Genomic DNA, 22,077 nt, shown 5'->3' with positions numbered 1-22,077 from the left:
GGACTGCTCCTTCCCGAGGCCGGGCTCAGAGCGGGCCGAACATCGGCACTGCGACCAGGGGCACCCACGTGACCCGATCGCGCTCGAGCGCGGCCACGAGTCGCTGGTCCCGCGCCGCTTCGCGACGCAGCGTCTGACGCCCCCTGCCGATGACCGCGGCCGGGATCACGAACACCGAGACGAGCAGGAGTGCGAATCCTGCGTCGAGGACGAGGAGCGGCACCGGATCGACCGAGGAGACGATTCCGGAGATCAGGAAGACGTTGAGCGCCCCGAAGATGCTGGCTGCGGCGATGAGGCCGCCTCCGAGCGAGCCGGCACCCCGGGTCCTGTACGACGTGCCGGGTTTCGGGATCCAGCCTCTCACCCGTGCGAGGAACACGCCGGAGACGACGGCGACGATGCCACCGACGATCATCGACGGCACGTATGCCGAAGGCGGCATACCGACCGCCAGCAGGACGAGCCCGACGACGACGGACGACGAGCCGAGCGCGAGGAACGAGGCCCACATCCCACGGCGCATCGCGCGGGCATCGGCGACCTCACGCAGCCGAGACCGGGAGTCCGTGCCATGCAGCGCGGCCAGGTCAACATCCATCCACTCCGCGAGCGTGCGGCTCGTCGCAGGCGGATAGGCGGAGACCGGCTCGACGCGCATCACGACGGACGCTCAGACCGGGCCGGGGCCGTCCCCGCCCGCGACACCGCCCAGGCCACTGCCCCCGCGCTGCAGGGTGATGAGCTCGGTGTTGGTGCCGTCGCCGTGCTGGCGCGGGTCACCGGCTGCCTGGATCGCCTTGACCTTCGGCGAACGACGGGTGCTGATCTCCACCCACTTCGCGATGCCGGAGAGAATGAGGCACATGACGATGTAGATGCCGCCGATGACGAACGCCGACTGCAGGATCGGACGACCCTGCTGCGACGTCAGCTGCTTCGCGTAGTACAGCAGCTCCGGGTAGGTGATGATGAACCCGAGAGCGGTGTCCTTCATGGTCACGACCAGCTGGGCGACGATCACCGGGAGCATCGCCCGGATCGCCTGCGGCAGCAGGATGAGACGCATGACACCGCTCTTGCGGAGTCCGATCGCGTAGCCGGCCTCTTTCTGCCCGCGGGGCAGGGACTCGATACCGGCCCGGAGCACCTCTGCGAGCACGGAGCCGTTGTACGCCATCAGCGCGATGACGACCGCCCAGTACGGGTCCATCTTGATGCCGACCACGGGCAGTCCGTAGTACAGCAGCATCATGAAGACCAGCACCGGGACCGCGCGGAAGAGCTCGGTGATCGCGGTCACCGGGATCCGCACCCAGGCGTGGTCGGAGAGCCGACCGATCGCGAGCACAAATCCCAGCACGATGCTGAGCACCGCGGCGAGCGCGAACGCGGCGAGGGTGTTGCCGAGCGCCTTGAAGATGCCCATCCACACGTTGGAGAACGTGAAGACGAACCACTTCTCCGCCGAGAACTGGCCCGTCTCCACCATCCGCAGGACGATGAAGCCGAGAGCGGCGAGGACGAGGATGACGGTGGCGACCGCGATGACGCGGTTGCGGGCGATCGCCCGGGGCCCCGGGACGTCGTACAGTACAGAGCTCATCGCGCGATCCTCCATCGGTTCTCGAGATATCGCTGCAGCCAGCTCAACAGCAGCACCAGGGCGACGAACACCACCGCGACCCAGAGGAGGACCTCCATCGGGTTGCCGGGGCGATCGGCCGAGTCGTTGATGGTCGAACGCAGTGCCGCCAGTTCGGCGACCGAGAATCCGGCCGCCACGGTCGTGTTCTTGAGCAGGGCGATGAAGACGCTCATCATCGGAGGCACCACCGAGCGGAAAGCCTGCGGGAGGATCACGAGGCCCATCACCTGGCCGAAGGGAAGCCCGATCGCGCGCGCCGCCTCAGCCTGGCCGACCGGGACCGTGTTGATTCCGGCCCGCAGCACCTCGGCGACATAGGTCGCCGTGTAGATGCCGATGGCGAGGATGCCGAGCACGAGGTTCGACAGATCGGGAAGCCCGAGCTGCGGGTACCCGAAGATGAAGAAGAAGAAGACGAGGGTGAGTGGGGTGTTGCGCACGGTGTTCACGTACACGGTGCCGACGCCTCGCGCGATGGGCACCGGAGACACGCGCATCGCCCCGACGATGAGGCCGAGGATCAGCGCGATGATCCCGCCGGCGAAGAACACGATCAGCGTGTTGCTGATCGCCTGTCCCCACAGGTCGAGGTTGCCGAAGATGACGTCCACGCCACCCTCCCTTCTTCAGAATGAGTGGGCGGCCTCCCTGAGGAGGCCGCCCATGTCGATCAGTACGCGTCGACCTCGGGCTGCTCGACCTCGATGCCGCTGGAACCGAGGTTCGCGTCGAAGATCGCCTGCCAGATGTCGCCGTTGTCGGTGAAGAGCTCGTTGATGTGCGTGCGCAGCGCGTCATCGCCCTTCGTGAGGCCGACACCGTAGCGCTCCTCGGTGAAGAGGCCGCCGGTGACCTTCACGTCGTCCGGGTACTGCGCTGCGTAGCCGATCAGGATCGCCTGGTCGGTGGTCACAGCGTCGACCTTGCCGTCGATGAGATCCTGCACGCAGGCGGAGTACAGGTCGTACTCCTGCGTCTTGATCTCGGGGAAGTTCGCCTTGATGTTCTGGATCGGCGTCGAGCCGGTCGCAGAGCAGACGGTCTTGCCGTTGAAGTCCTCGAGCGCCTCGGCGTCGTCAGCATCAGCGGCGACCAGGAGTCCCTGGCCGGTGATGAAGTACGGGCCGGCGAAGTCGATGAGCTCCTTGCGCTTGTCGTTGATCGAGTAGGTGCCGACGTAGTAATCGATGTCACCGTTCGTGATCGCCTGCTCGCGGTTCGCCGAGGCGATCGGCTTGAACTCGATCTTGTCCTCGTCGTAGCCGAGCGATGCGGCGATCCACCGAGCGATGTCGACGTCGAAGCCGGTGCGCTCCCCCGTCGTCACGTCGAGGTAGCCGAGTCCTGGCTGGTCCTCCTTGACGCCGACGACGACCTTGTCGCGCTCCTGGATGGCGTCGAACGTCGGGCTGCCCTCGAGCTTCACGTCCTCGGCGACCTCGAACCAGGTGGAGTCCTCGCCCTCGTCGCCGCCTGTTCCGGCGCCGGGGTCGGACGGGCTGCCGCTGTTGCAGGCGGTCAGCGCGAACAGTGCCACCGTCGCGATCCCGATCCCTGCCAGTGTGCGTGTGCGTCGCATGTGCGTCTCCTTCGTGTGCTGTGTGTGCAAAGGTCTGTGAAGCTCGTCAGTGCGTGAGGAGCTTGGAGAGGAAGTCCTTGGCGCGGTCGCTCTTCGGGTTGGTGAAGAACTCCTCGGGTGTCGCCTCTTCGACGATCTTCCCGTCCGCCATGAACACGACGCGGTTGGCAGCCTTGCGCGCGAACCCCATCTCGTGGGTGACGACGATCATCGTCATGCCGTCACGGGCGAGTTCGACCATGACGTCGAGGACCTCGTTGATCATCTCGGGATCGAGCGCACTGGTCGGCTCGTCGAAGAGCATGACCTTGGGCTGCATGGCGAGGGCACGGGCGATCGCGACGCGCTGCTGCTGTCCGCCCGAGAGCTGGGCGGGGAGCTTCGACGCCTGCTGGGCGACGCCGACGCGCTCGAGCAGCATCATCGCCTCCTTGTCGGCATCGGCCTTCTTCATGCCGCGGACCTTGATCGGGCCCAGCGTGACGTTCTCGAGGATCGTGAGGTGCGCGAAGAGGTTGAACGACTGGAACACCATGCCGACGTCGGCTCGCAGGTTCGCGAGTCCCTTGCCCTCGGCCGGCAGCGCCTTGCCGTCGATGCTGATCGTGCCGCTCGTGATCGTCTCGAGTCGGTTGATGGTGCGACACAGGGTCGACTTGCCCGAGCCGGAGGGGCCGATCACCACGACCACCTCGCCGGCGTTCACGGTGAGGTCGATATCCGTGAGCGCCTGGAAGTCGCCATAGTGCTTCTGGACGTTGTCGACCACGACGAGAGGCTTACCAGAGGTCATCATTTCTCCAAACTAGCCAGGTCGATCACGTGGCTCCACATTGATGCGTCGACATTTACACGTTCGTAACCACGCGAAGAGGCGAATCCCGTCCGGATGCCGGAGTGCCCCACGGTCCGCCCCCGCGAACCGTGGGGGCGTCCCTGCTGCGCGGTTCCTCCCCCGAGTAGAACGTTGCAGCAAGCCTCCGACCGGATCCGCTCGCACGACGATCCCCGGGAACGACCGAGAGCGCGCCCGAGTGAAGGGCGTGGGCTCTGTGGCATCTGAATTCTCCGTCGAATCGAGCGCGATCGACCACCACATTGGCAGAGCAGCATGCCGGCATGAGACTTCTTGAGGATTTCTTGAGGCCTCAGTCCCGCTCGTCTCGGTAGTACTCGATCGCACCGGGGTGGAGGTCGACCGGCCCTGTGAAGATCGCCTGTCTCCGGTCGAGCAGAGAAGCGACCGGGACCCGCTGCGCGATATCCGTGCGGCCGTCGAAGAGGCTCGTCAGAACGTCTCGCACGATGCCGTCGGGGGTGTCGGACGAGGTGACCAGATAGTTCGGGACCGCCATCGTCGGCACCGACTCGTCGAGCCCGTAGAGGCCCACGGGGAAGTCCGACGGACGGTATGCGTCGGAGTAGCGCGTGTTGATCGCGGTGACCCAGGTCTGCTCCACCGGCACCAGCCGCACGGGGGTGGTCTTCGCCAGTTCCGCGATGCCGGGAGTCGGGATGCCACCCACCCAGAAGAACCCGTCGATGCCCGACCCCTCGAGTGCGCTGATCGACGCGCTGAGGTCGAGCTGCGGATCCGCGATCGACGCGATGTCGACTTCTGCGGCATCCAGGGCTCGTGCGGCGATGACGTTGACGCCCGAGTTCTCCGCGCCGAGCGACACGGTCTTTCCCGCGAGGTCGCCGAGGTCGACGATGTCCGAGTCGGCGCGCACGACCACGTGGAGGTACTCGTCGTACAGGCGGGCGACGGCCCGCACCGGCAGCGCCTCGTCGAATGCCCCGGCACCCGCGACCGCGTCCGCCGCGGCATCCCCCTGTGCGAAGCCGAGGAGAGCCTCCCCCGAACTCACCCGAAGAAGATTGTCGACCGACCCGGCGGTCTCTGCCACCTCCACGCGGACGCCCAGCGAGCCGGACAGCTCGCGAGCGACCTCCGCACCGTAGGCGTAGTACACCCCGTTCGATCCCCCTCCGGCGATCGCGTACTGAGAGTCACCCCATTCGTCCGACCGGGTGCTGCAGGCACTGCTCGCGCCCGCGATCGCCAGCACGGCCGCCGCAGCCGCGATCCTGCGCCAGCGGGCGTGGCGGTTGCCGCGCCGGCTCATTCCGCAGCTCCGTCCGGCAGCAGCAGCGAGACCAGCAGTCCGCCGTCCTCCGGCGTGTCCACCCTCAGCTCGCCACCGATCGTCGCCAGGAGGTCGGTGGCGATCGCGAGGCCGAGCCCTGAGCCAGGCACCCCGCCGCTGTCGTCGCTCCGCCAGAACCGGTCGGCGGCGTTCTCGGCTTGCTCGCGGGTCAGACCCGGGCCGTGATCGCGGACGGTCAGCACGCAGAGTCCCTCGCTGCGGTGCGATCCGATCTCGACGACGGTGTCGGATGGAGAGAACTTCACCGCGTTGTCGATGACCGCGTCGAGCGCGCTCTCGACGATCGTGCGATCGGTGACGCTCATCACCGGGGCGTCCCCCGACGAGAGTGTGCGGATCCCCCGGTGAGAGGCCACCTCGCTCCAGGCCTCGGCGCGCCTGGCCGCGAGGGTCGTCAGATCGACGGCCGAGATCGTGGTGTCAGAGCGTCCGCCCCGCGCGAGCCCGAGGAGCGTCTCGAGGATGCGAGCCATGCGGCGTCCCTCCTCCCTCGTCTCCTCGACGTCGTCCTTCCAGTCGTCATCGAGGCCGGTCGAGAGGTGCTCGACGCGCAGAAGCAGAGCGTTGAGGGGGTTGCGGAGCTCGTGCGAGGCGTTCAGCGCGAACTCCTGCTGGCGCGTCATGACGCGCTCGATCTCATCCGCCATGCCGTTGAAGACGCGGGTCATCCGGCGCAGCTCGGGTGGCCCGGTGTCTTCCGCAACCCTGGCGTCCATCTCCCCCCGCTCGATCGCGATCATCGCCTCGTCGAGACGACGCACCGGAGAGAGCACCCACCTGGCGAGCTGGAACACGAGCAAGACGCCCAGTCCGATCGACACCACCGACACCGCCGACAGCACGAGGATCTGCCGCAGGATCTCCGTCCTCGGCGCCTCGACGTCGGCGGAGAGCATGACGGCGCCGATGACGTCGCCGTCATCGAACACCGGCTCGACGAGCGAGGACTCGGCCGCGATCCAGGGGAACACCGGCTCAGGAGCTTCGGCCCGCCGCCCCGAGAGCGCGAGGCCGACGCGTGCGGCATCGTCGTCGGGCAGCACCTCGGCCGCGTCCACTCCCGAAGCCCACACGCCGCCGGCGAGATCGAACACGACGACGTCGATCCCGTACACCTCGTGGAATCGCTCGACCTCGGCGTCGATCACGGTCGCGCTCCCCGACCGCAGCGCCTGTCGTGCACTCGTCACGAAGTACCCCAGGTCGCCGAGCTGCTCGGTGTAGAACGCCTGCTGGATGCTGCGGGTCGCGCTCCAGGCCGTCGCGCCGCCCAGCGACAGGAGGATCGCGACGAGCGGCACGAGGAACACGACGACCAGACGTCTGCGCATCGACGGCTACCCGGCCAGCCGGTAGCCGACACCGCGCACGGTCTCGATCAGACGACGCTGGCCCGTCTTCTTGCGGATGGCGCCGACATGCACCTCGAGAGAGTGGCCGAACCCGCGCCAGTCGGTGTTCCAGACCTCGCGGATGAGTCTCTCCTTCGGCACGGCCACGCCGGGGTACCGGGCGAGCACCGACACGATGTCGAACTCCTTGCGAGTGAGCTCGATCGGTGCCCGGTCGATGAGCACCTGACGAGCGACGAGGTCGATCTCCACCTCGCCATCCTGCAGGAGCACACGCGCCTCGGACTCTGGCCGCACCGGTCTCGAACGTCGGGTGACGGCCTCGATGCGAGCCAGGAGCTCGTGCACGTCGTAGGGCTTGACGACGAAGTCGTCGGCTCCGGCCCGCAACCCTCTGATGCGCTCGGTGACCTGGTTGCGCGCTGTCACGATGACGATCGGAACCTCGGAGCGACCGCGGATCCGGCGGCAGAGATCGATGCCGTCGACGTCGGGCAGACCGAGATCGAGGAGCACGACCTCGGTGTCGGCACCCAGCAGCTGCAGGGCGGACGCACCGTCTGCCGCTCGTACGGACGCATAACCCGAGCGGGCGAGGAATGCCTCGAGTGCGGCGGCGACGCGCTCGTCGTCCTCCACGATCAGAATCTGCATCGACCCTGGGTCCCCTTCTCCGCTCGAGCAGGGACAAACCTACCAGCAGAGCGAGAGAGCGCCTCGCCGCCTGCGATCAGGCGGAGGATGCCGCCCGCTGCGCGAAAGCGCTCTCATAGAGGCAGACGCTCGCGGCCGTGGCCAGATTCAACGACTCGGCCCGACCGAAGATCGGCAGCTTCAGCACCTGATCGGCCTGGTCGAGCGCGTCGTCCTCGAGACCCCGCGCCTCGTTGCCGAACAGCCAGGCCGTCGGCTCGGCGAGGACTCCGTCCGCGCGTGCCCGAAGCAGATCGTCGCCCTTCACATCCGCCGCGAGGATCTGAAGACCGGCGGCGTGCGCCTTCTCGACCACATCGGCGAGCTCGGCTCCCACCGCCACGGGCAGGTGGAACAGCGACCCCGTCGTGGCACGGACGACCTTCGGGTTGTACGGGTCGACCGTACGTCCGGTGAGCACGACGGCATCCGCCCCCGCCGCGTCGGCGGCCCTGATGATCGTGCCGAGGTTTCCCGGGTCCCTGATCTCCTCGCAGATCGCGACGAGACGCGGGGAGTCCGCGAAGATGTCGCGGACGGAGGTCGGTGCCTGCCGGACGACCGCGACCAGTCCTTGCGGCGTGACCGTGTCCGCCATCGCGTTCAGCACGTACTCGGTGACGTGCTCGACGTCGATGCCGGCATCCGATGCCTTCGCGCGGATGTCCGGATGCTTCTCCCAGCCGGTCGGTGTCGCGAACAACTCGACGATCGCCTCGGGGCTGTAGGTCAGCGCCTCTCGAACCGCCTGAGGTCCTTCGAGGAGGTACAGACCTGTCTCAGCTCGCGCGCTGCGCTTGGTCAGCTTGGCGACGGCACGGACTCGGGGCGAACGGGGGTTCTCCAGCACGTTCACAGTCTAGAGAACGGCAGAGCTGTTCCTGCGCAAACGCCGGGGTAACGGCAGAGGACGCCCTCCCGAAGGAGAGCGTCCTCTGTGGTGAAGAGCTGCTTACGCAGCGGACTTCGGTGCGTTGACGTCAGAGGGCAGAGCCTTCTTCGCCGTCTCGACCAGCGTCGTGAAGGTCGCTGCGTCGTTGACCGCGAGGTCGGCGAGCATACGACGGTCGACAGTGACACCCGCAAGACCGAGGCCCTGGATGAAGCGGTTGTACGTGATGCCGTTCTGGCGTGCAGCAGCGTTGATGCGCTGGATCCAGAGACGACGGAAGTCGCCCTTGCGCTTGCGACGGTCACGGTACGAGTAGACCAGCGAGTGGATGACCTGCTCTTTGGCCTTGCGGTACAGGCGCGAACGCTGACCGCGGTAACCCTTTGCGCGCTCGAGGATGACCCGACGCTTCTTGTGGGCGTTTACCGCCCGCTTGACTCTTGCCATTTTCCTGTGTTCCTATTCGTGCGTCGGGCGCGTCAGCGGCCGAGAAGCTTCTTGGCCGTCTTGGTGTCAGCCTTCGAGAGCACCTGGTCCTGGTTCAGACGACGGGTGCGCCGGCTCGACTTGTGCTCGAGGTTGTGGCGCATACCGGCCTGCTGCTTCTTCAGCTTGCCGCTGCCGGTGATCTTGAAGCGCTTCTTAGCACCCGAGTGGGTCTTCTGCTTCGGCATCTTCTCTTCCTTCGTATGGCGCCTTCTCAGGCGACGGTGTCAACCCGCGGTGCGGGAGTCTGGGGGGCGGGAGTTACTCCGCTGCGGCCTCGGCCGGGGCATCGGTGTCGCTCTTGGCTTCGCGGGCGGCCTGCTTGTTCGCTGCGCGCTGGGCGTCGCGAACCGCGTTCTGCTCCTGCTTGGCCTCGGACTTGCTCTTGAGCGGAGCCACGATCATCACCATGTTGCGACCGTCGATGGTCGGGTTCGACTCGACGGTTCCGAGCTCGGCGACGTCCTCGGCGAACTTGCGGAGAAGACGGACACCCTGCTCGGGACGCGACTGCTCGCGGCCGCGGAACAGGATCATGGCCTTGACCTTGTCGCCGGCCTTCAGGAAGCCCTCGGCGCGCTTGAGCTTGGTCGTGTAGTCGTGCGCCTCGATCTTCAGTCGGAAGCGGACCTCCTTGAGAATGGTGTTCGCCTGGTTGCGGCGAGCTTCCTTCTCCTTCTGGGCGGCTTCGTACTTGAACTTGCCGTAGTCCATGATCTTGACCACGGGCGGCTTCGAGTTCGGTGCGACCTCGACGAGGTCGAGGTCGGCTTCCTGCGCAAGGCGCAGCGCCGCCTCGATGCGGACGACGCCGATCTGCTCACCCGCGGGGCCGACGAGGCGGACCTCGGGGACGCGGATGCGCTCATTGGTGCGGGGATCGCTGATGCGTAACTCCTTAGACGATGGGATTCAGCCACCAGGACGCAGTCAGCATCCCGGGCGAAATCAGAATCGTCCCCCACCCACCGGCAGTCAGATGCCGGCTATGCACCCTGCCTGCCGGATGAGTCTCACGACGCGATCCGGTGGAGTGCAAGACCCGGTAGCCTGGAACGGCAAGCGCGGGTGGGAAGTGAATCCTCTTTCGTACCGGAGCATGACGCTCCGGAGCCCGACACAGTCTAACAGAAGGCAAGGCGAAGTGACGAACCAGGCATCGGACGAGGCTGCACGCGAGCGCGAAGAGCGCTGGGCACGGCAGGAGGAGGCGGCATCTTCCGCCACCCGGGACATCGCAGACGTTCCGGCGGTGGAGGTCATCACCACCGCAGCCGTGCACCTGATGAGCGCGGCAGCCGTCAAGCTCGGCCTCGCCGACGACCCGCACGCGGCAGAGCAGCTCGATCTCGACGAAGCTCGCAAGCTCATCAACTCTCTGGCCGGTCTCATCACCGCCGGCGCGCCCGAGATCAGCGACATGCACGCACGCTCCCTGCGTGACGGGCTGCGCTCACTGCAGCTCGCGTTCCGCGAGGCATCGACGATCCCCGACCCGATCGGCAAGGGTCCGGGCGAGAAGTGGACCGGGCCGGTCAACTAGTCGGTCCGCGCCGCTTCGGCCGGCCGGCGCATCACCGCGTCGGTCAGGCCGAACGACGGAGCTTGACGGTCAGCGAGTCGGCGAGCACGGCGATACGGTCGTCCGCCGCCCAGCGTTGTGCGAGGCGGGCGAGCACGGCGTCGAGCACTTCGCGTTCGAGGCCGTCGACCAGCTCGAGGATGACGATGAGCTCTGGCCCGCGCAGGCGCGCATCCGGGTCGCCGGCAGCGACTGCGACATCGATCACCGCGAGTTCGTGCGCGACGCTCGCCTGCAGGGCGCCGAACACCTCGGGAGACAGGAAGCTCGGCTCCCAGCCGTGCCCCTGCGCGATCGCCCACACCGCCGGGCGACGGATGACGAACTCGGTGTCGGAGGTCGGATCGAGCACGATGAGGTCGGTGTCGTCCGCGGACGCCGCGAGTGCGGCGCGCGTCGCGTCGACCGGAATCGGTCGCGCCGTGGCGTCCCAGCGCTGCATCGCCTCGACCGAGGAGAACACCGGCTGCACCCGGCGACCGTCCGGCGCAGCCACCGTCACGATGGAGAGCTCTTGCGTCTTGTCGACCGCGAGACCGCTGGGGGCGACGCCCTCTTCGCCCTTCTCGGCGACCAGAGGTATCAGCACCCGTGCCGTGCGGAACGCGTCGACGACCTCGCTCTGAGCGCCCTCACCTGCACGGAATCGCAGGAGGGCGTCGAGAAGCGCCGGGTCCGCGGAGCCGTCGTCCCCCGCATGCGGATTCGACTCGAAGCTGCGCCCCTCCCAGGGCACACCTGCGGAGTCTCCCTGCGTCGGCGAGGCATGATCCTGTGAGCCGTGGCCCTGTGAGCCGTGGCTGCAGGCGTCGTCAGTCCCCTGCGACATCCAGAGCCTCAGCCAACGTGAAGGCGCCGGCGTAGAGCGCCTTGCCGACGATCGCACCTTCGACACCCAGTGGCACCAGCTCGCGAAGCGCGGCGATGTCGTCGAGGCTCGAGATGCCCCCGGAGGCCACGACAGGCTTCGGCGTGCGGGCGGTGACCTCGCGGAGCAGCTCGAGGTTCGGGCCCTTGAGCGTTCCGTCCTTCGTGACGTCTGTCACGACGTAGCGGCTGCAACCGGCATCCTCGAGGCGCTCGAGCACCTCCCAGAGGTCGCCGCCTTCCTTCGTCCAGCCGCGTGCGGCCAGCGTCGTGCCCCGGACGTCGAGTCCCACGGCGATCGCCTCGCCGAAGCGACCGATCACGTCGGCAGCCCACTCCGGGTTCTCGAGCGCGGCCGTGCCGAGGTTGATCCGTGTCGCGCCGCTCTCGAGAGCCGCTTCGAGCGTCGCATCGTCACGGATGCCGCCGGACAGCTCGACGTTGACGTTCTTGAACTGCTTGATGACCTTGCGGAGGATCGGGGCGTTGCTGCCGCGACCGAAGGCGGCATCGAGGTCGACGAGGTGGATCCACTGCGCGCCCTGCGCGACCCACTCCCCCGCGGCGTCGAGCGGGTCGCCGTAACTGGTCTCGGTGCCGGCTTCACCCTGGGTGAGACGGACTGCCTTGCCGCCGGCGACATCGACGGCGGGGAGCAGAGTGAGAGAGGGAGACTGCGCGAAGTCGTTCATGACGTCCTCAGGTGAGATGGAGAGCCGATTCACCGGCACGAGAATCGACACTAGCCCGCGCATCCGCCCGCTCCAAAACGATGACGGCTGAGAACATCGTGTGCCACGCGGTAGCCTCGATGACGCCCCTGTTCGGTCGGTGAGGAGATGTTGCATGGTGCGCGATGCGGAACCGCGAGGAGGCGGACCCCTGCGGCGCGGGAATGCGCTGCCTCCCGAGACTCCGGATGACGGCGCGCAGCGGCCGGTCGCACCGGAAGGGAATCCCGACCATGCACGCCAGCGACCGCTGAACGGCGACGCGCCGTCGAGCCCGCCCCTGCCCGGGACGCGCGCAGCCGCGGCGGCGGCGTGGGCGGCAGCATCTGCCGAGACTCCGCCGGCCGGCACTCCCCGAGCGGTCAGCCCCTCCGACCCGATCTCCCGACCGCCTGCAGCCCCCTCGGTTCCCGGACCGCCTCCCGCCGCGTGGGCGGGGCCGCAGAGCCCCGTCGCTCCCGGTGCTGACGCCCGTTCCGCGGCGACCCCTGCGGGGCCGATCCCTGCCCCTGCCGCTGCCCCTGCCCCGAACATCCCGCCGACGTCGACGCCGACCCCGGCGAATGGCGTGCCGCAGCACCAGACCCCCGGCGTCCCGCCCACCCCGCCGCTGCCGGTGCCGACCACCGCGACCCCGCCGGCACCGAACGCCGCCGCGGCCGAGTCGGCGTCTTCGGCGTCATCGCGCCGTCAGCAGCGTGAGCAGGGTGTGGGACGACGCTCGTTCCTGCAGGAGGAGCGCCGTGAGGAACCCGCGCGCCAGGGCGGGCGCGGGCTGCTCAATCGCGTCGGATTCTCCCTCGGACCCAACGCCCGCGAGCGAGCCGTGCGCGACGACGAGCACGCTGTGAGCCGTCACTGGCCCGGACCCCGCACCGTCGCGGTCGTCAACGGAAAGGGCGGGGCGGGAAAGACACCGGCCACCGTGCTGCTGTCAGCGGTCTTCGCCCAGTACGGCGGAGCCGGCGTACTCGCATGGGACAACAACCAGACCCGCGGCACGCTCGGCTGGCGCACCGAGACCGGGGCTCACGACCGCACACTGCTTGAACTGCTTCCGCAGACGCAGCGTCTGCTCGGAGCCCAGGGACAGTCTGCGGACCTCGCGCACTTCGTGCACCACCAGCCTCAGGAGAAATACGATGTCCTGCGGTCGAAGCCGATCCGACTCGCGCACGAGAACCGGCTCCGGCCCACCGACGTCGACTCCATCCACGCGATCGCGGCCAAGTTCTATCGCCTGATCATCATCGACTCGGGCAACGACGAATCCGATCCCATGTGGCTGCGGATGATCGACCTCGCCGACCAGATCGTCGTCGCGACGACGACACGCGATGACCATGCCGAAGCCGGGGCCCTGCTGCTCGAGGCGCTCGAGGACCGCGACGAGCGCTCGGCGCGGCTCGCGCGGGAATCGGTGGTCATCGTCAGCCAGGCCGATCCGAAGGCGTCACCGGCCGAGGTGACGGACGTGATCGCGGGTTACCAGCCTCTCGCGCGCGAAGTCGTCGGCATTCCCTTCGACCGCGAGATGGTCGACGGCCACCTGCGCCTTCGGGCACTCGCGGCACCGACGCAGCGATCCTGGCTCTCGGCCGCAGCCGCGGTCGCGCGCGGTTTCTGAGCAGCCCCGCGGGCGGTCACCGACGCGCAGCTGTGCGACGGGCTCTCGATCCGGGGCGCCCGGTATCGCTCGTCAGGACCGGAGGCTGTCGACCCAGTTGCGGAGCAGCTGGATTCCTGCCTCTCCCGACTTCTCCGGGTGGAACTGCGTCGCCGAGAGCGGTCCGTTCTCGACGGCGGCGAGGAACGGGTCTCCGTAGGTCGACCAGGTGAGCACGGGCTGTGGGAACGGCGGGATGACATCGAGCTCCCACGACTGCGCGGCGTACGAGTGCACGAAGTAGAAGCGCTCGTTCTCGATGCCTTTGAACAGCACGGAGTCGGCGCCCGGCTCGACGGTGTTCCACCCCATGTGCGGAAGCACGGGCGCGTTGAGTTCGGTGACCGCTCCGGGCCACTCGCCGAGGCCCTCGGCATCATGCCCGCGTTCGACGCCGTGTGCGAAGAGAACCTGCATCCCGACGCAGATGCCGAGGACGGGGCGTCCGCCTGCGAGGCGACGGTCGATGATCTCGTCGCCGCCGTGCGCGTAGAGCGCGTCTCGGACGGCTTGGAACGCGCCGACGCCGGGCACCACGAGACCGTCGGCCCCGAGCGCCTCTTTGCGATCGCGCGTCAGCACGGCGTCCGCACCCGCCGCGACGAGAGCCTTCACCGCCGAGTGGACGTTGCCCGATTCGTAGTCGAAGACGGCGACCCTGGGTGCCGAGCTCACAGCGCACCCTTCGTCGACGGGATGCCGTCGACCAGGGGGTCGAGCGCTTTGGCCTGGCGGAATGCTCGAGCGAACGCCTTGAACTCGGCCTCAGCGATGTGGTGGGGGTCACGGCCACCGAGGACGCGCACGTGCACCGTCAGCCCGGCGTTGAACGTGATCGCCTCGAAGGAGTGGCGCACCAGCGACCCGGTGAAGTGGCCCCCGATGAGGTGGTGCTCGAAACCGGCGGGCTCTCCCGTGTGAACGAGGTACGGGCGCCCCGAGATGTCGACGACGGCCTGGGCGAGCGCCTCGTCGAGCGGGACCAGCGCGTCGCCGTAGCGCGAGATCCCGGACTTGTCGCCCAGCGCCTCGCGGATCGCCTGACCGAGCACGATGGAGATGTCTTCGACGGTGTGGTGGGCGTCGATCTGCGTGTCTCCGGATGCGCGCACGGTGAGGTCGGTGAGAGAGTGCTTCGCGAACGCCGTCAGCATGTGGTCGAAGAACGGCACCGACGTGTCGATGCGGCTCGCACCGGTGCCGTCGAGGTTCAGCTCGAGCTCGACGGTGGACTCCGACGTGCTGCGCACACGCGTGGCGGTGCGGGAGGTCTGGGCGGGGGTGCTCATGAAGCCGATCCTATCGAGGCGAGGGCATCGAGGAACGCGGTGGTCTCCGCCTCGGTGCCGGCGGTGACGCGGAGGTGTCCGGGGATCCCGACGTCGCGGATCAGCACTCCCCGGTCGTACAGCTGCTGCCAGACCTTCTGAGGCTCTGCCACGCCCCCGAAGAGGACGAAGTTCGACCACGACTCGTGCGGCGTGTAGCCGAGGGCCTCGAGCGTCGCCGAGATGCGATCCCGCTGCTCGACGATCTCCTCGACCATGCCCAGCATCACGTCGGAGTTGCGCAGTGCGGCCACCGCCGCCGCCTGAGTGAGAGCGCTGAGGTGGTACGGCAGACGCACGAGCCTCAGGGCGTCGATGAAGGCGGGATCGGCGGCGAGGTAGCCCACGCGAGCACCCGCGAACGCGAAGGCCTTGCTCATGGTGCGAGACACGGCGAGCCGAGGGCGCCCGTCGAGCAGTGTCAGGGCGGAGGCCGCCTCGCGCGGCGCGAACTCCTGGTAGGCCTCGTCGACGACCACGATCCCCGTCGATGCCTCGTAGACCGCTTCGACCACGTCAAGACCGAGCGGTGTGCCCGTCGGGTTGTTCGGGGAGCACAGGAGGATGACATCGGGGTCGACCTCCCTGACCTGGGCCGCCGCCTCATCGGGCGTGATCGTATAGTCGGGCTGCCTGGCGCCGGCGACCCACCGCGCCCCGGTCCCCTTCGAGATCAGCGGGTACATCGAGTAGGTCGGGCTGAAGCTGAACGCCGTACGACCCGGCCCCCCGAATGCCTGCAGGATGTGCTGAAGGACCTCATTCGACCCGTTGCCCGCCCAGATCTGATCCGCCTCGAGACCGTGGCCGAGGTACTCGGCGAACCCCTCGCGCAGCGTGGTGAACTCACGATCCGGGTAGCGGTTGACGTCTCGGAGCGCGACCGCGATGTCATCGAGGATATCGCTGGCCACGGCGTCCGGAACCGGATGCGTGTTCTCGTTGACGTTCAGTGCGATCGGGAGAGGCGCTTGAGGCGCTCCGTACGGCGTGAGCCCCCGGAGGTCGTCGCGAAGTGGCAGGTCGTCGAGTGATGCAGTCACCCTTCCCATGGTAGGCCGCGTTCGCCCCATGAATGCCCGTGGAGACCGAGTATGAAGGGGAACTCCCCCGCCTCGTTCCACGAATCGGGCGAAATCGGGCTCACTCCGAGTACTGCGCCGGAATCGCCAGCTCCTGACCGATCTGCAGCTCCCCGCCGCGCAGCAGGTTCAGCCGTGTGATGTCGCCGATCACGTCGCGCGGATCGGCCTCGGGCGCGATGCCCTCTGCGATCGACCAGAGGGTGTCGCCCGGCATCACGGTCACGGTCGCGAACGTCGCCGTCGCCGTCTGCTCGCCCGAGGCCATCGCGCTGCCGCCGCTGATCGCCGCGAAGGCGATTCCGACGGCGAGGGGCACCGCGGCGACGGCGAGCACGACGCGTCGACCACGCGCCGTCAGCCGGAGCCGCGTCGCCGGACGAGCCGGAAGGACTGCTGCACTGCTGAAGGTGATGGTGCTCATGTCGTGCTCCTCTGCATCTACCGCGTGGGCGGTGAAGTTGGCGTAGCGTTCGCATCCGCGCCTCGGCCGGGAGCCGGGGATGCGAAGCTACGTACCGAAGTTATCTTCGAATTCGAACATCTGTCAAGCGTTCTTCGAAACAGAAGTGCGAGAATCGGCCGACACGCTCGAACAGATCTTCCACATCGTCACGTTTCTCGGATACGGTTTCGATAGGAACACCCCATCACGGGCCTCCGACATTCGAACTGAGACGCCGGATCGCACACCTGAGGAGCACCATGAGCGACAACTCCGCCCCCGAGGCCGACGCCCCGCGCACTCGTCGCCGGAAGAGCCTGAGCCCGAAGCAGATGGCGATCCTCGAGGTCATCCAGACGTCGATCAGTCACTACGGCTACCCGCCGAGCATGCGCGAGATCGGCGACGCCGTCGGACTCAAGTCACTGTCCAGCGTGACTCATCAGCTGGGTCAGCTCGAGCTCAGCGGATATCTGCGCCGCGATCCGGGAAAGACCCGCGCGATGGAGGTGCTCATCGACCTCCCCGGCACGAGCGGTGAGAACCCTGCCGATGTGGCGACGCCCGTCGGAGACGCCGCACTGGTTCCCCTCGTCGGGCGCATCGCCGCCGGCGTTCCGATCACCGCCGACCAGCAGGTCGAGGAGATCTTCCCGCTCCCCCGTCAGCTCGTCGGCAAGGGCGACCTGTTCATGCTCAAGGTGTCGGGCGAGTCGATGATCGACGCCGCGATCTGCGATGGCGACTGGGTCGTCGTCCGTTCGCAGAACAGCGCAGAGAACGGTGAGATCGTGGCCGCCATGCTCGACGGCGAGGCCACCGTCAAGGTACTCCGGCGACGAGACGGCCACACGTGGCTGCTGCCTCGGAACTCCGCTTTCGAGCCGATCCTCGGCGACGAGGCCGTCGTGCTCGGCAAGATCGTCGCGGTGCTCCGCTCCGTCTGACCCTCTCCGCACACGAGCCTCCGGGATCGTGCATTCTCGGAGACCTCGTCGCCTGGCCCGAAACCCACCCTGTGTGACGCCGTGAGCCGGTGCACCATAGGCTCGAACCATGTCGTCGCCGTTCGGTACCTGGCCCTCTCCGTTCACTCCCGACCGGATCGCCGCGTCGTCTCCGAGGATCGACGGCGCCGCCTTCGTCGGCGATGACATCTGGTGGGGCGAGTCGGTGCCTGCCGAGGGCGGTCGCCTGACCGTACGAAGTTCGAGCGGCGCCGAGATCCTCCCCGCGCCCTGGAGTGCACGGTCGCGCGTGCACGAGTACGGCGGAGGGGCGTGGACGGCGGATGCCGACGGGACACTGTTCTTCGTCGAGGCCAAGGATCAGCGTGTGCATCGGATGCCCCGCGGTGGCGCCCCGATGCCCCTGACTCCCGCGGGGCCGGCACATGGCGGCCTGCGCCTGCAGAACGGGCGACTGTTCGCGGTGCGGGAGGACCTCTCGGTCGACCCGCACCAGCGCGGCATCGTCGAGATCCCGACAGACGGGTCCGCCTCCGACGATCCGACGCTGCTGAAGGTGCTCGTGGAGGGAGAGTCGTTCTACGCGCATCCTGCACTGTCTCCAGACGGGACTCGCGCCGCGTGGGTCGAATGGTCGGGCGAACGGATGCCGTGGCAGCACGCGTCGCTGGTGCTCTCCGACGGCACCGGCCGGACGGAGCTGCCCACGCGAGCCGCCCTCCAGCCGGAGTGGACGGACGACGGCGAGATCCTGTACTCGGATGACCCTTCCGGTCGCTGGGCGCTGCACCGACAGCACGTCGACGGCCGCGAAGCGGTCGGTCCCGCAGAGCGGATCGCCGACACGGACGCCGACACGGGGTACGGACTCTGGGTGCTCGGCAATCGCTGGTATCGACCGCTCGCCGACGGTCGCATCGTGGCGGTGCGCACGAACGGACGCGACGAGGTGGACGTCATCGAGCGGGACGGCGGTGCCCACCGCATCCCCGTTCCCGCCGACGGCCATGTCAGCATCGATGATGTCGCAGGCACCCGAGTGCTCCTCTCCGGCAACAGCTCGACGACCGCGCCAGGTGTCTGGTGCGTCGACGTCGACTCCGGCGACATAGAGGTGGTCGCGGGAGCGACGCCGGCCGACCCGACGTGGATGCCCGCAGCATCAGAGATCCTGGTCGATGGCGCTCACGGCCCTGTCCATGCTTTCGTCTACGAGCCCGTGAATCCGTCGGCTTCAGCCGCGGACGACGAGCTCCCGCCCTACCTCGTGCTCGTGCACGGCGGCCCGACCGCCCATGTGACGGGCGCCTCGTCCGCGGCCATCGCGTTCTGGACCAGCCGCGGCATCGGCGTGCTCGACGTCAACTACGGCGGATCGACGGGATACGGGCGCGCCTACCGAGAACGACTCGACGGCGGATGGGGCGTGGTCGACGTCGACGATGTGATCGCCGCAGCGCGCGGCCTCGCCGACGCCGGGCTCGCCGACCCCGACCGCATCGCGATCCGCGGGGGCTCGGCCGGCGGCTGGACGGTGCTCTCGTCGCTGGTGCGGGGCGGCACGTTCGCCGCGGGCATCAGCCGATACGGAGTGGCCGATCTGCGGATGCTGACCGAGCACTCGCACGACTTCGAGGCGCACTACGTCGAGGGCCTGGTGGGACCGCTGCCCGAGGCCGAGGCGCTCTACGTCGATCGTTCTCCCCTGACGCATGCCGATCGGATCGGCGTGCCCGTGCTGCTCATGCAGGGAGCGGAGGACCGTGTCGTGCCGCCGTCGCAGTCCGAAGCGATCCGCGACGCGCTGGCGCAGCGAGGCGTCGAGCACGAGTATGTGCTCTACCCGGGTGAGGGCCACGGCTTCCGTGCGAGCGAGACCATCATCGACGCACTCGAGAGGGAGCTCGGCTTTCTCGGACGCGTGTTCGGCTTCACGCCCGCGCGCTGATCACTCCCCGACGCGGTTGCGCAGGCGCATGGCGCGGTCGGCCTCGCGGGTGTCCTGACGCTCACGCAGCGTCTGACGCTTGTCGTATTCCTTCTTGCCCTTGGCGAGGGCGATCTCGACCTTGGCCCGACCGTCCGAGAAGTACAGCTTCAGCGGGATCAGCGTGTAGCCGCCGGCGGACACCGCATGCTGCAGCTTCGCGATCTCCTCGCGGTGCAGCAGCAGCTTGCGGACGCGCTTGGCGGAGTGGTTGGTCCAGTGCCCCTGCGAGTACTCCGGAATGTGCACGGAATCGAGGAAGACCTCGTTCCCCTTGACGAACGCATACCCGTCGCTGAGGTTCGCGCGTCCCTGACGCAACGACTTGACCTCGGTGCCGGTGAGCACCATCCCCGCCTCGTACGACTTCTCGATGTTGTAGTCGTGACGTGCGCGACGATTGGTCGCGATGACCTTCTCCCCGCGTTCCCTGGGCATGATTCTCTCCTGATCCGTGTCGCGCAGTGTTCCAGAGCCCGAGTCGGGCGCACGACAGCCTGTCAGTCTATACCGGCGAGCCGCTCATGTGCGAAGCCAGCGCCGGATCGCGAAGCCCGCCGAGAGCGCGGCCAGCACGACACCGATCCCGATCAGCACGGGGACGACGACGACGGCATCCTGCATCGACACCCACGTCGTGATGAACGGCACGCGTCCTCGAAGGTAGCCGTCGACACCGAAATGCACCCCGGCGACGACCGCAGCGCTCGCGAGGGCCGAGCCGAGGAACGCGGCGAACACGCCCTCCAGCACGAACGGCGTCTGGATGAAGCGGTTGGATGCACCCACCAGACGCATGATCCCGATCTCCTTGCGCCTGGCGTAGGCGGAGAGTCTGATGGTCGTGCCGATCAGCAGGATGGCGGCGATCAGCATCAGCGTGGCGATCCCCACCGCGATGTATGTCGCGACCGTCAACGCGGAGAAGAGCGGCTCGAGGTACTGCAACTGGTCCTGCACCTGCTCGACGCCGGCGACGCCGTTGAACGCCTCGGAGATCACCTGAGACTGGCCGGGGTCCTTCATGGTGACGAAGAAGACCTCGAACGCCTGCTCCGGGGTGATGACGCTCGCCTGGTCCTCGCCGAGCTGCTCGACGAGCTTGGCGTAGGTGTCCTCCTTGGAGTCGAAGGTGACCTCGCTGATGAGGGGGGCGAGCGCCTCGCCCTCGAGCTGGGCCCGCACGGCGTTCACCTGCTCCTCTGAGGCACCACCGTCGACACAGGTGTCCTGCTCGGAGATGTCGGAGCACATGTACACGGCGACCTGGGCCCGCTCGGTCCAGTACCCGCGCATGGTGCCGATCTGCGCCTGCATGAGGATCGCAGCGCCGACGAATGTCAGCGACACGAACGTGACGAGAACGACGGAGATGACCATCGAGATGTTCCGTCGGAGGCCGCCGAGGGCCTCGGTGAGGATGAGTCCGATTCTCATGACGTCGGCCCCACTTCTTCGGAACCGTCATCAGACAGGCCGAGGCGATCGGCCACGCCGAGCTCGGCGACGTCGACCTGCGGCATCACGATGGGATGCGTCCGAGGCGCGACAGAGGCCTGGACGGCCACGGGCTGCTCCTCGACGACGGGCGGCTCGATCGGTGCGGCCTGCGCCTCCGGCGTCTCGGATGCGGTCGGTACGGCATCCGCGGATGCTCCCTCGGCCCTGCGCTGAGCGGTGAGCTCCTCAGCGAGCGCAGCGCGGACGAGCGAGAGGTCGGCGGTCTGGCGCTGCACCTCCTGCACCGCGGTGAGGGCGGCCGCCGCTGCCGCACCGCGCACCTCCTCCGGGACGAGGCGCGGGATGTTGGATGTGTCGCCATACCCGCCGTGCACTTCGTCTCGCACCATCTCGCCGTCGCGGAGCTCGATCACTCTGCGCTGCATCTGGTCGACGAAGCCCGCCTCGTGCGTCGCCATGAGCACGGTCGTACCGCCCGCGTTGATCCTCGCGAGAAGCTGCATGATGTCGACCGACGTCGCCGGGTCGAGGTTTCCGGTCGGCTCGTCCGCGAGCAGCACCTGGGGGCGGTTGACGAGCGCTCGAGCGATCGCGACGCGCTGCTGTTCTCCACCGGAGAGCTCGTGCGGCATTCTCTTCTGCTTGCCGTCGAGCCCGACCAGCGCGAGCGCCTCGGGGACGGCCTGCTGGATGAAACCGCGCGACGAGCCTGTCACCTGCAGGGTGAAGGCGACGTTCTGATAGACGGTCTTCGACGGAAGCAGTCGGAAGTCCTGAAACACGGATCCGATGTGGCGGCGGAAGTACGGCACCTTGCGGTTCGCCAGCGAACGCAGGTCGCGTCCGAGCACGGCGACGCGACCGGTGGTCGGCACGTCCTCTCGGAGGATCAGCCGCAGACAGGACGACTTGCCCGACCCTGAAGCGCCCACGAGGAAGACGAACTCGCCTCGCTGCACTTCGAAGTCGACATCGGACAGAGCGGGCCGTGAGGTCCCGCGGTAGCGTTTCGTGACGTTCTCGAACCGAATCATGGCGGTTCGAGCCTAAGCGCGCCCGTTCATCTGTTCGCGAGCGACACCCCGCGGGAGCCCCCTGCGTGTCACACCGCACTGCTATACATGGAGGTGCCGATCCAC

The 22,077-nt window shown here is 67.9% G+C and carries 25 protein-coding genes; 4 read left to right on the top strand and 21 right to left on the bottom strand.

What is annotated here, in order from left to right; all coding sequences use genetic code 11:
* Positions 1–25 precede the first annotated feature (25 nt).
* From MRBLMI13_RS16210 to infC, 12 genes are all read right to left on the bottom strand, one after another.
* On the bottom strand, positions 26–601 hold the full coding sequence (locus MRBLMI13_RS16210; protein ID WP_367823172.1) for a hypothetical protein: 576 nt from the start codon (positions 599–601) through the stop codon (positions 26–28).
* Between the two features lie 72 nt (positions 602–673).
* Positions 674–1,606 (bottom strand): amino acid ABC transporter permease, encoded by a 933-nt coding sequence (locus MRBLMI13_RS16205; protein ID WP_309689882.1) that lies wholly within the window; start codon positions 1,604–1,606, stop codon positions 674–676.
* A complete protein-coding gene (locus tag MRBLMI13_RS16200; RefSeq protein ID WP_042536554.1) occupies positions 1,603–2,259 on the bottom strand; it encodes an amino acid ABC transporter permease in 657 nt (218 codons plus the stop codon). Before MRBLMI13_RS16200 ends, MRBLMI13_RS16205 begins: the two co-directional genes overlap by 4 nt.
* Before the next feature lie 59 nt (positions 2,260–2,318).
* Positions 2,319–3,227: a glutamate ABC transporter substrate-binding protein gene (locus MRBLMI13_RS16195; protein WP_367823175.1), complete on the bottom strand. Its 909-nt coding sequence runs from the start codon at positions 3,225–3,227 to the stop codon at positions 2,319–2,321.
* Positions 3,228–3,273: 46 nt separating this feature from the next.
* On the bottom strand, positions 3,274–4,023 hold the full coding sequence (locus tag MRBLMI13_RS16190; RefSeq protein WP_376708823.1) for an amino acid ABC transporter ATP-binding protein: 750 nt from the start codon (positions 4,021–4,023) through the stop codon (positions 3,274–3,276).
* A gap of 352 nt (positions 4,024–4,375) precedes the next feature.
* Positions 4,376–5,356 (bottom strand): TAXI family TRAP transporter solute-binding subunit, encoded by a 981-nt coding sequence (locus MRBLMI13_RS16185; protein ID WP_367823177.1) that lies wholly within the window; start codon positions 5,354–5,356, stop codon positions 4,376–4,378.
* Positions 5,353–6,729 carry a sensor histidine kinase gene (locus MRBLMI13_RS16180; RefSeq protein WP_367823179.1) on the bottom strand — a complete coding sequence of 459 codons (1,377 nt, stop codon included), beginning with the start codon at positions 6,727–6,729 and terminating at the stop codon, positions 5,353–5,355. Before MRBLMI13_RS16180 ends, MRBLMI13_RS16185 begins: the two co-directional genes overlap by 4 nt.
* A gap of 6 nt (positions 6,730–6,735) precedes the next feature.
* Positions 6,736–7,404, bottom strand: a complete 669-nt coding sequence (locus MRBLMI13_RS16175; RefSeq protein WP_042536548.1) for a response regulator transcription factor — start codon at positions 7,402–7,404, stop codon at positions 6,736–6,738.
* A gap of 76 nt (positions 7,405–7,480) precedes the next feature.
* On the bottom strand, positions 7,481–8,293 hold the full coding sequence (locus MRBLMI13_RS16170) for a TrmH family RNA methyltransferase (protein ID WP_079114014.1): 813 nt from the start codon (positions 8,291–8,293) through the stop codon (positions 7,481–7,483).
* A gap of 102 nt (positions 8,294–8,395) precedes the next feature.
* Entirely contained in the window at positions 8,396–8,782 is a 387-nt protein-coding gene (rplT, locus tag MRBLMI13_RS16165; protein ID WP_029262486.1) for a 50S ribosomal protein L20, read from the bottom strand.
* Between the two features lie 32 nt (positions 8,783–8,814).
* Positions 8,815–9,009, bottom strand: a complete 195-nt coding sequence (rpmI, locus tag MRBLMI13_RS16160; RefSeq protein ID WP_036278714.1) for a 50S ribosomal protein L35 — start codon at positions 9,007–9,009, stop codon at positions 8,815–8,817.
* A 73-nt stretch (positions 9,010–9,082) separates the two neighbouring features.
* Positions 9,083–9,733 (bottom strand): translation initiation factor IF-3, encoded by a 651-nt coding sequence (gene infC, locus MRBLMI13_RS16155; RefSeq protein WP_079113185.1) that lies wholly within the window; start codon positions 9,731–9,733, stop codon positions 9,083–9,085.
* A 232-nt stretch (positions 9,734–9,965) separates the two neighbouring features.
* Here infC and MRBLMI13_RS16150 point away from each other — a divergent pair, with 232 nt between their 5' ends.
* Positions 9,966–10,364 (top strand): DUF1844 domain-containing protein, encoded by a 399-nt coding sequence (locus MRBLMI13_RS16150; protein ID WP_042536542.1) that lies wholly within the window; start codon positions 9,966–9,968, stop codon positions 10,362–10,364.
* Between the two features lie 43 nt (positions 10,365–10,407).
* Here MRBLMI13_RS16150 and MRBLMI13_RS16145 read toward each other — a convergent pair whose 3' ends face one another.
* On the bottom strand, positions 10,408–11,232 hold the full coding sequence (locus MRBLMI13_RS16145) for an SseB family protein (RefSeq protein ID WP_367823183.1): 825 nt from the start codon (positions 11,230–11,232) through the stop codon (positions 10,408–10,410).
* Entirely contained in the window at positions 11,216–11,962 is a 747-nt protein-coding gene (priA, locus tag MRBLMI13_RS16140) for a bifunctional 1-(5-phosphoribosyl)-5-((5-phosphoribosylamino)methylideneamino)imidazole-4-carboxamide isomerase/phosphoribosylanthranilate isomerase PriA (RefSeq protein ID WP_079114015.1), read from the bottom strand. Before priA ends, MRBLMI13_RS16145 begins: the two co-directional genes overlap by 17 nt.
* Before the next feature lie 154 nt (positions 11,963–12,116).
* On the opposite strand from priA, the gene MRBLMI13_RS16135 reads away from it, so the two are divergent.
* Positions 12,117–13,628 (top strand): MinD/ParA family ATP-binding protein, encoded by a 1,512-nt coding sequence (locus MRBLMI13_RS16135; protein ID WP_367823185.1) that lies wholly within the window; start codon positions 12,117–12,119, stop codon positions 13,626–13,628.
* A 72-nt stretch (positions 13,629–13,700) separates the two neighbouring features.
* Here MRBLMI13_RS16135 and hisH read toward each other — a convergent pair whose 3' ends face one another.
* From hisH to MRBLMI13_RS16115, 4 genes are all read right to left on the bottom strand, one after another.
* Positions 13,701–14,342, bottom strand: a complete 642-nt coding sequence (hisH, locus tag MRBLMI13_RS16130; protein ID WP_367823187.1) for an imidazole glycerol phosphate synthase subunit HisH — start codon at positions 14,340–14,342, stop codon at positions 13,701–13,703.
* Positions 14,339–14,956 (bottom strand): imidazoleglycerol-phosphate dehydratase HisB, encoded by a 618-nt coding sequence (gene hisB / locus MRBLMI13_RS16125; protein WP_056373330.1) that lies wholly within the window; start codon positions 14,954–14,956, stop codon positions 14,339–14,341. The genes hisH and hisB overlap by 4 nt, the downstream gene beginning before the upstream one ends.
* The gene (locus MRBLMI13_RS16120; RefSeq protein WP_367823190.1) at positions 14,953–16,047 is read right to left on the bottom strand and encodes a histidinol-phosphate transaminase; all 1,095 of its coding nucleotides are present in this window, start codon (positions 16,045–16,047) and stop codon (positions 14,953–14,955) included. Before MRBLMI13_RS16120 ends, hisB begins: the two co-directional genes overlap by 4 nt.
* Before the next feature lie 91 nt (positions 16,048–16,138).
* Positions 16,139–16,501, bottom strand: coding sequence for a LysM peptidoglycan-binding domain-containing protein (locus tag MRBLMI13_RS16115; protein ID WP_042536534.1), 363 nt, complete (start codon positions 16,499–16,501; stop codon positions 16,139–16,141).
* Positions 16,502–16,782: 281 nt separating this feature from the next.
* On the opposite strand from MRBLMI13_RS16115, the gene lexA reads away from it, so the two are divergent.
* Both lexA and MRBLMI13_RS16105 read left to right on the top strand, forming a co-directional pair.
* Positions 16,783–17,469, top strand: a complete 687-nt coding sequence (gene lexA, locus MRBLMI13_RS16110; protein ID WP_367823192.1) for a transcriptional repressor LexA — start codon at positions 16,783–16,785, stop codon at positions 17,467–17,469.
* A gap of 109 nt (positions 17,470–17,578) precedes the next feature.
* Positions 17,579–19,438 (top strand): S9 family peptidase, encoded by a 1,860-nt coding sequence (locus tag MRBLMI13_RS16105; RefSeq protein ID WP_367823194.1) that lies wholly within the window; start codon positions 17,579–17,581, stop codon positions 19,436–19,438.
* Here the strand turns inward: MRBLMI13_RS16105 and smpB are convergent, their stop codons facing one another.
* From smpB to ftsE, 3 genes are all read right to left on the bottom strand, one after another.
* Complete coding sequence (gene smpB / locus MRBLMI13_RS16100; RefSeq protein WP_042536531.1) at positions 19,439–19,915, bottom strand: SsrA-binding protein SmpB; 477 nt, start codon at positions 19,913–19,915, stop codon at positions 19,439–19,441. It lies immediately after the preceding gene.
* A gap of 84 nt (positions 19,916–19,999) precedes the next feature.
* On the bottom strand, positions 20,000–20,914 hold the full coding sequence (gene ftsX / locus MRBLMI13_RS16095) for a permease-like cell division protein FtsX (RefSeq protein WP_042536530.1): 915 nt from the start codon (positions 20,912–20,914) through the stop codon (positions 20,000–20,002).
* A complete protein-coding gene (ftsE, locus tag MRBLMI13_RS16090) occupies positions 20,911–21,972 on the bottom strand; it encodes a cell division ATP-binding protein FtsE (protein WP_367823197.1) in 1,062 nt (353 codons plus the stop codon). The genes ftsX and ftsE overlap by 4 nt, the downstream gene beginning before the upstream one ends.
* Positions 21,973–22,077: the final 105 nt, after the last annotated feature.

This window comes from Microbacterium sp. LMI13-1-1.1, assembly GCF_040815625.1.
Lineage (GTDB): Bacteria > Actinomycetota > Actinomycetes > Actinomycetales > Microbacteriaceae > Microbacterium > Microbacterium forte.
This window is presented reverse-complemented; position numbering and strand designations above follow the sequence as displayed.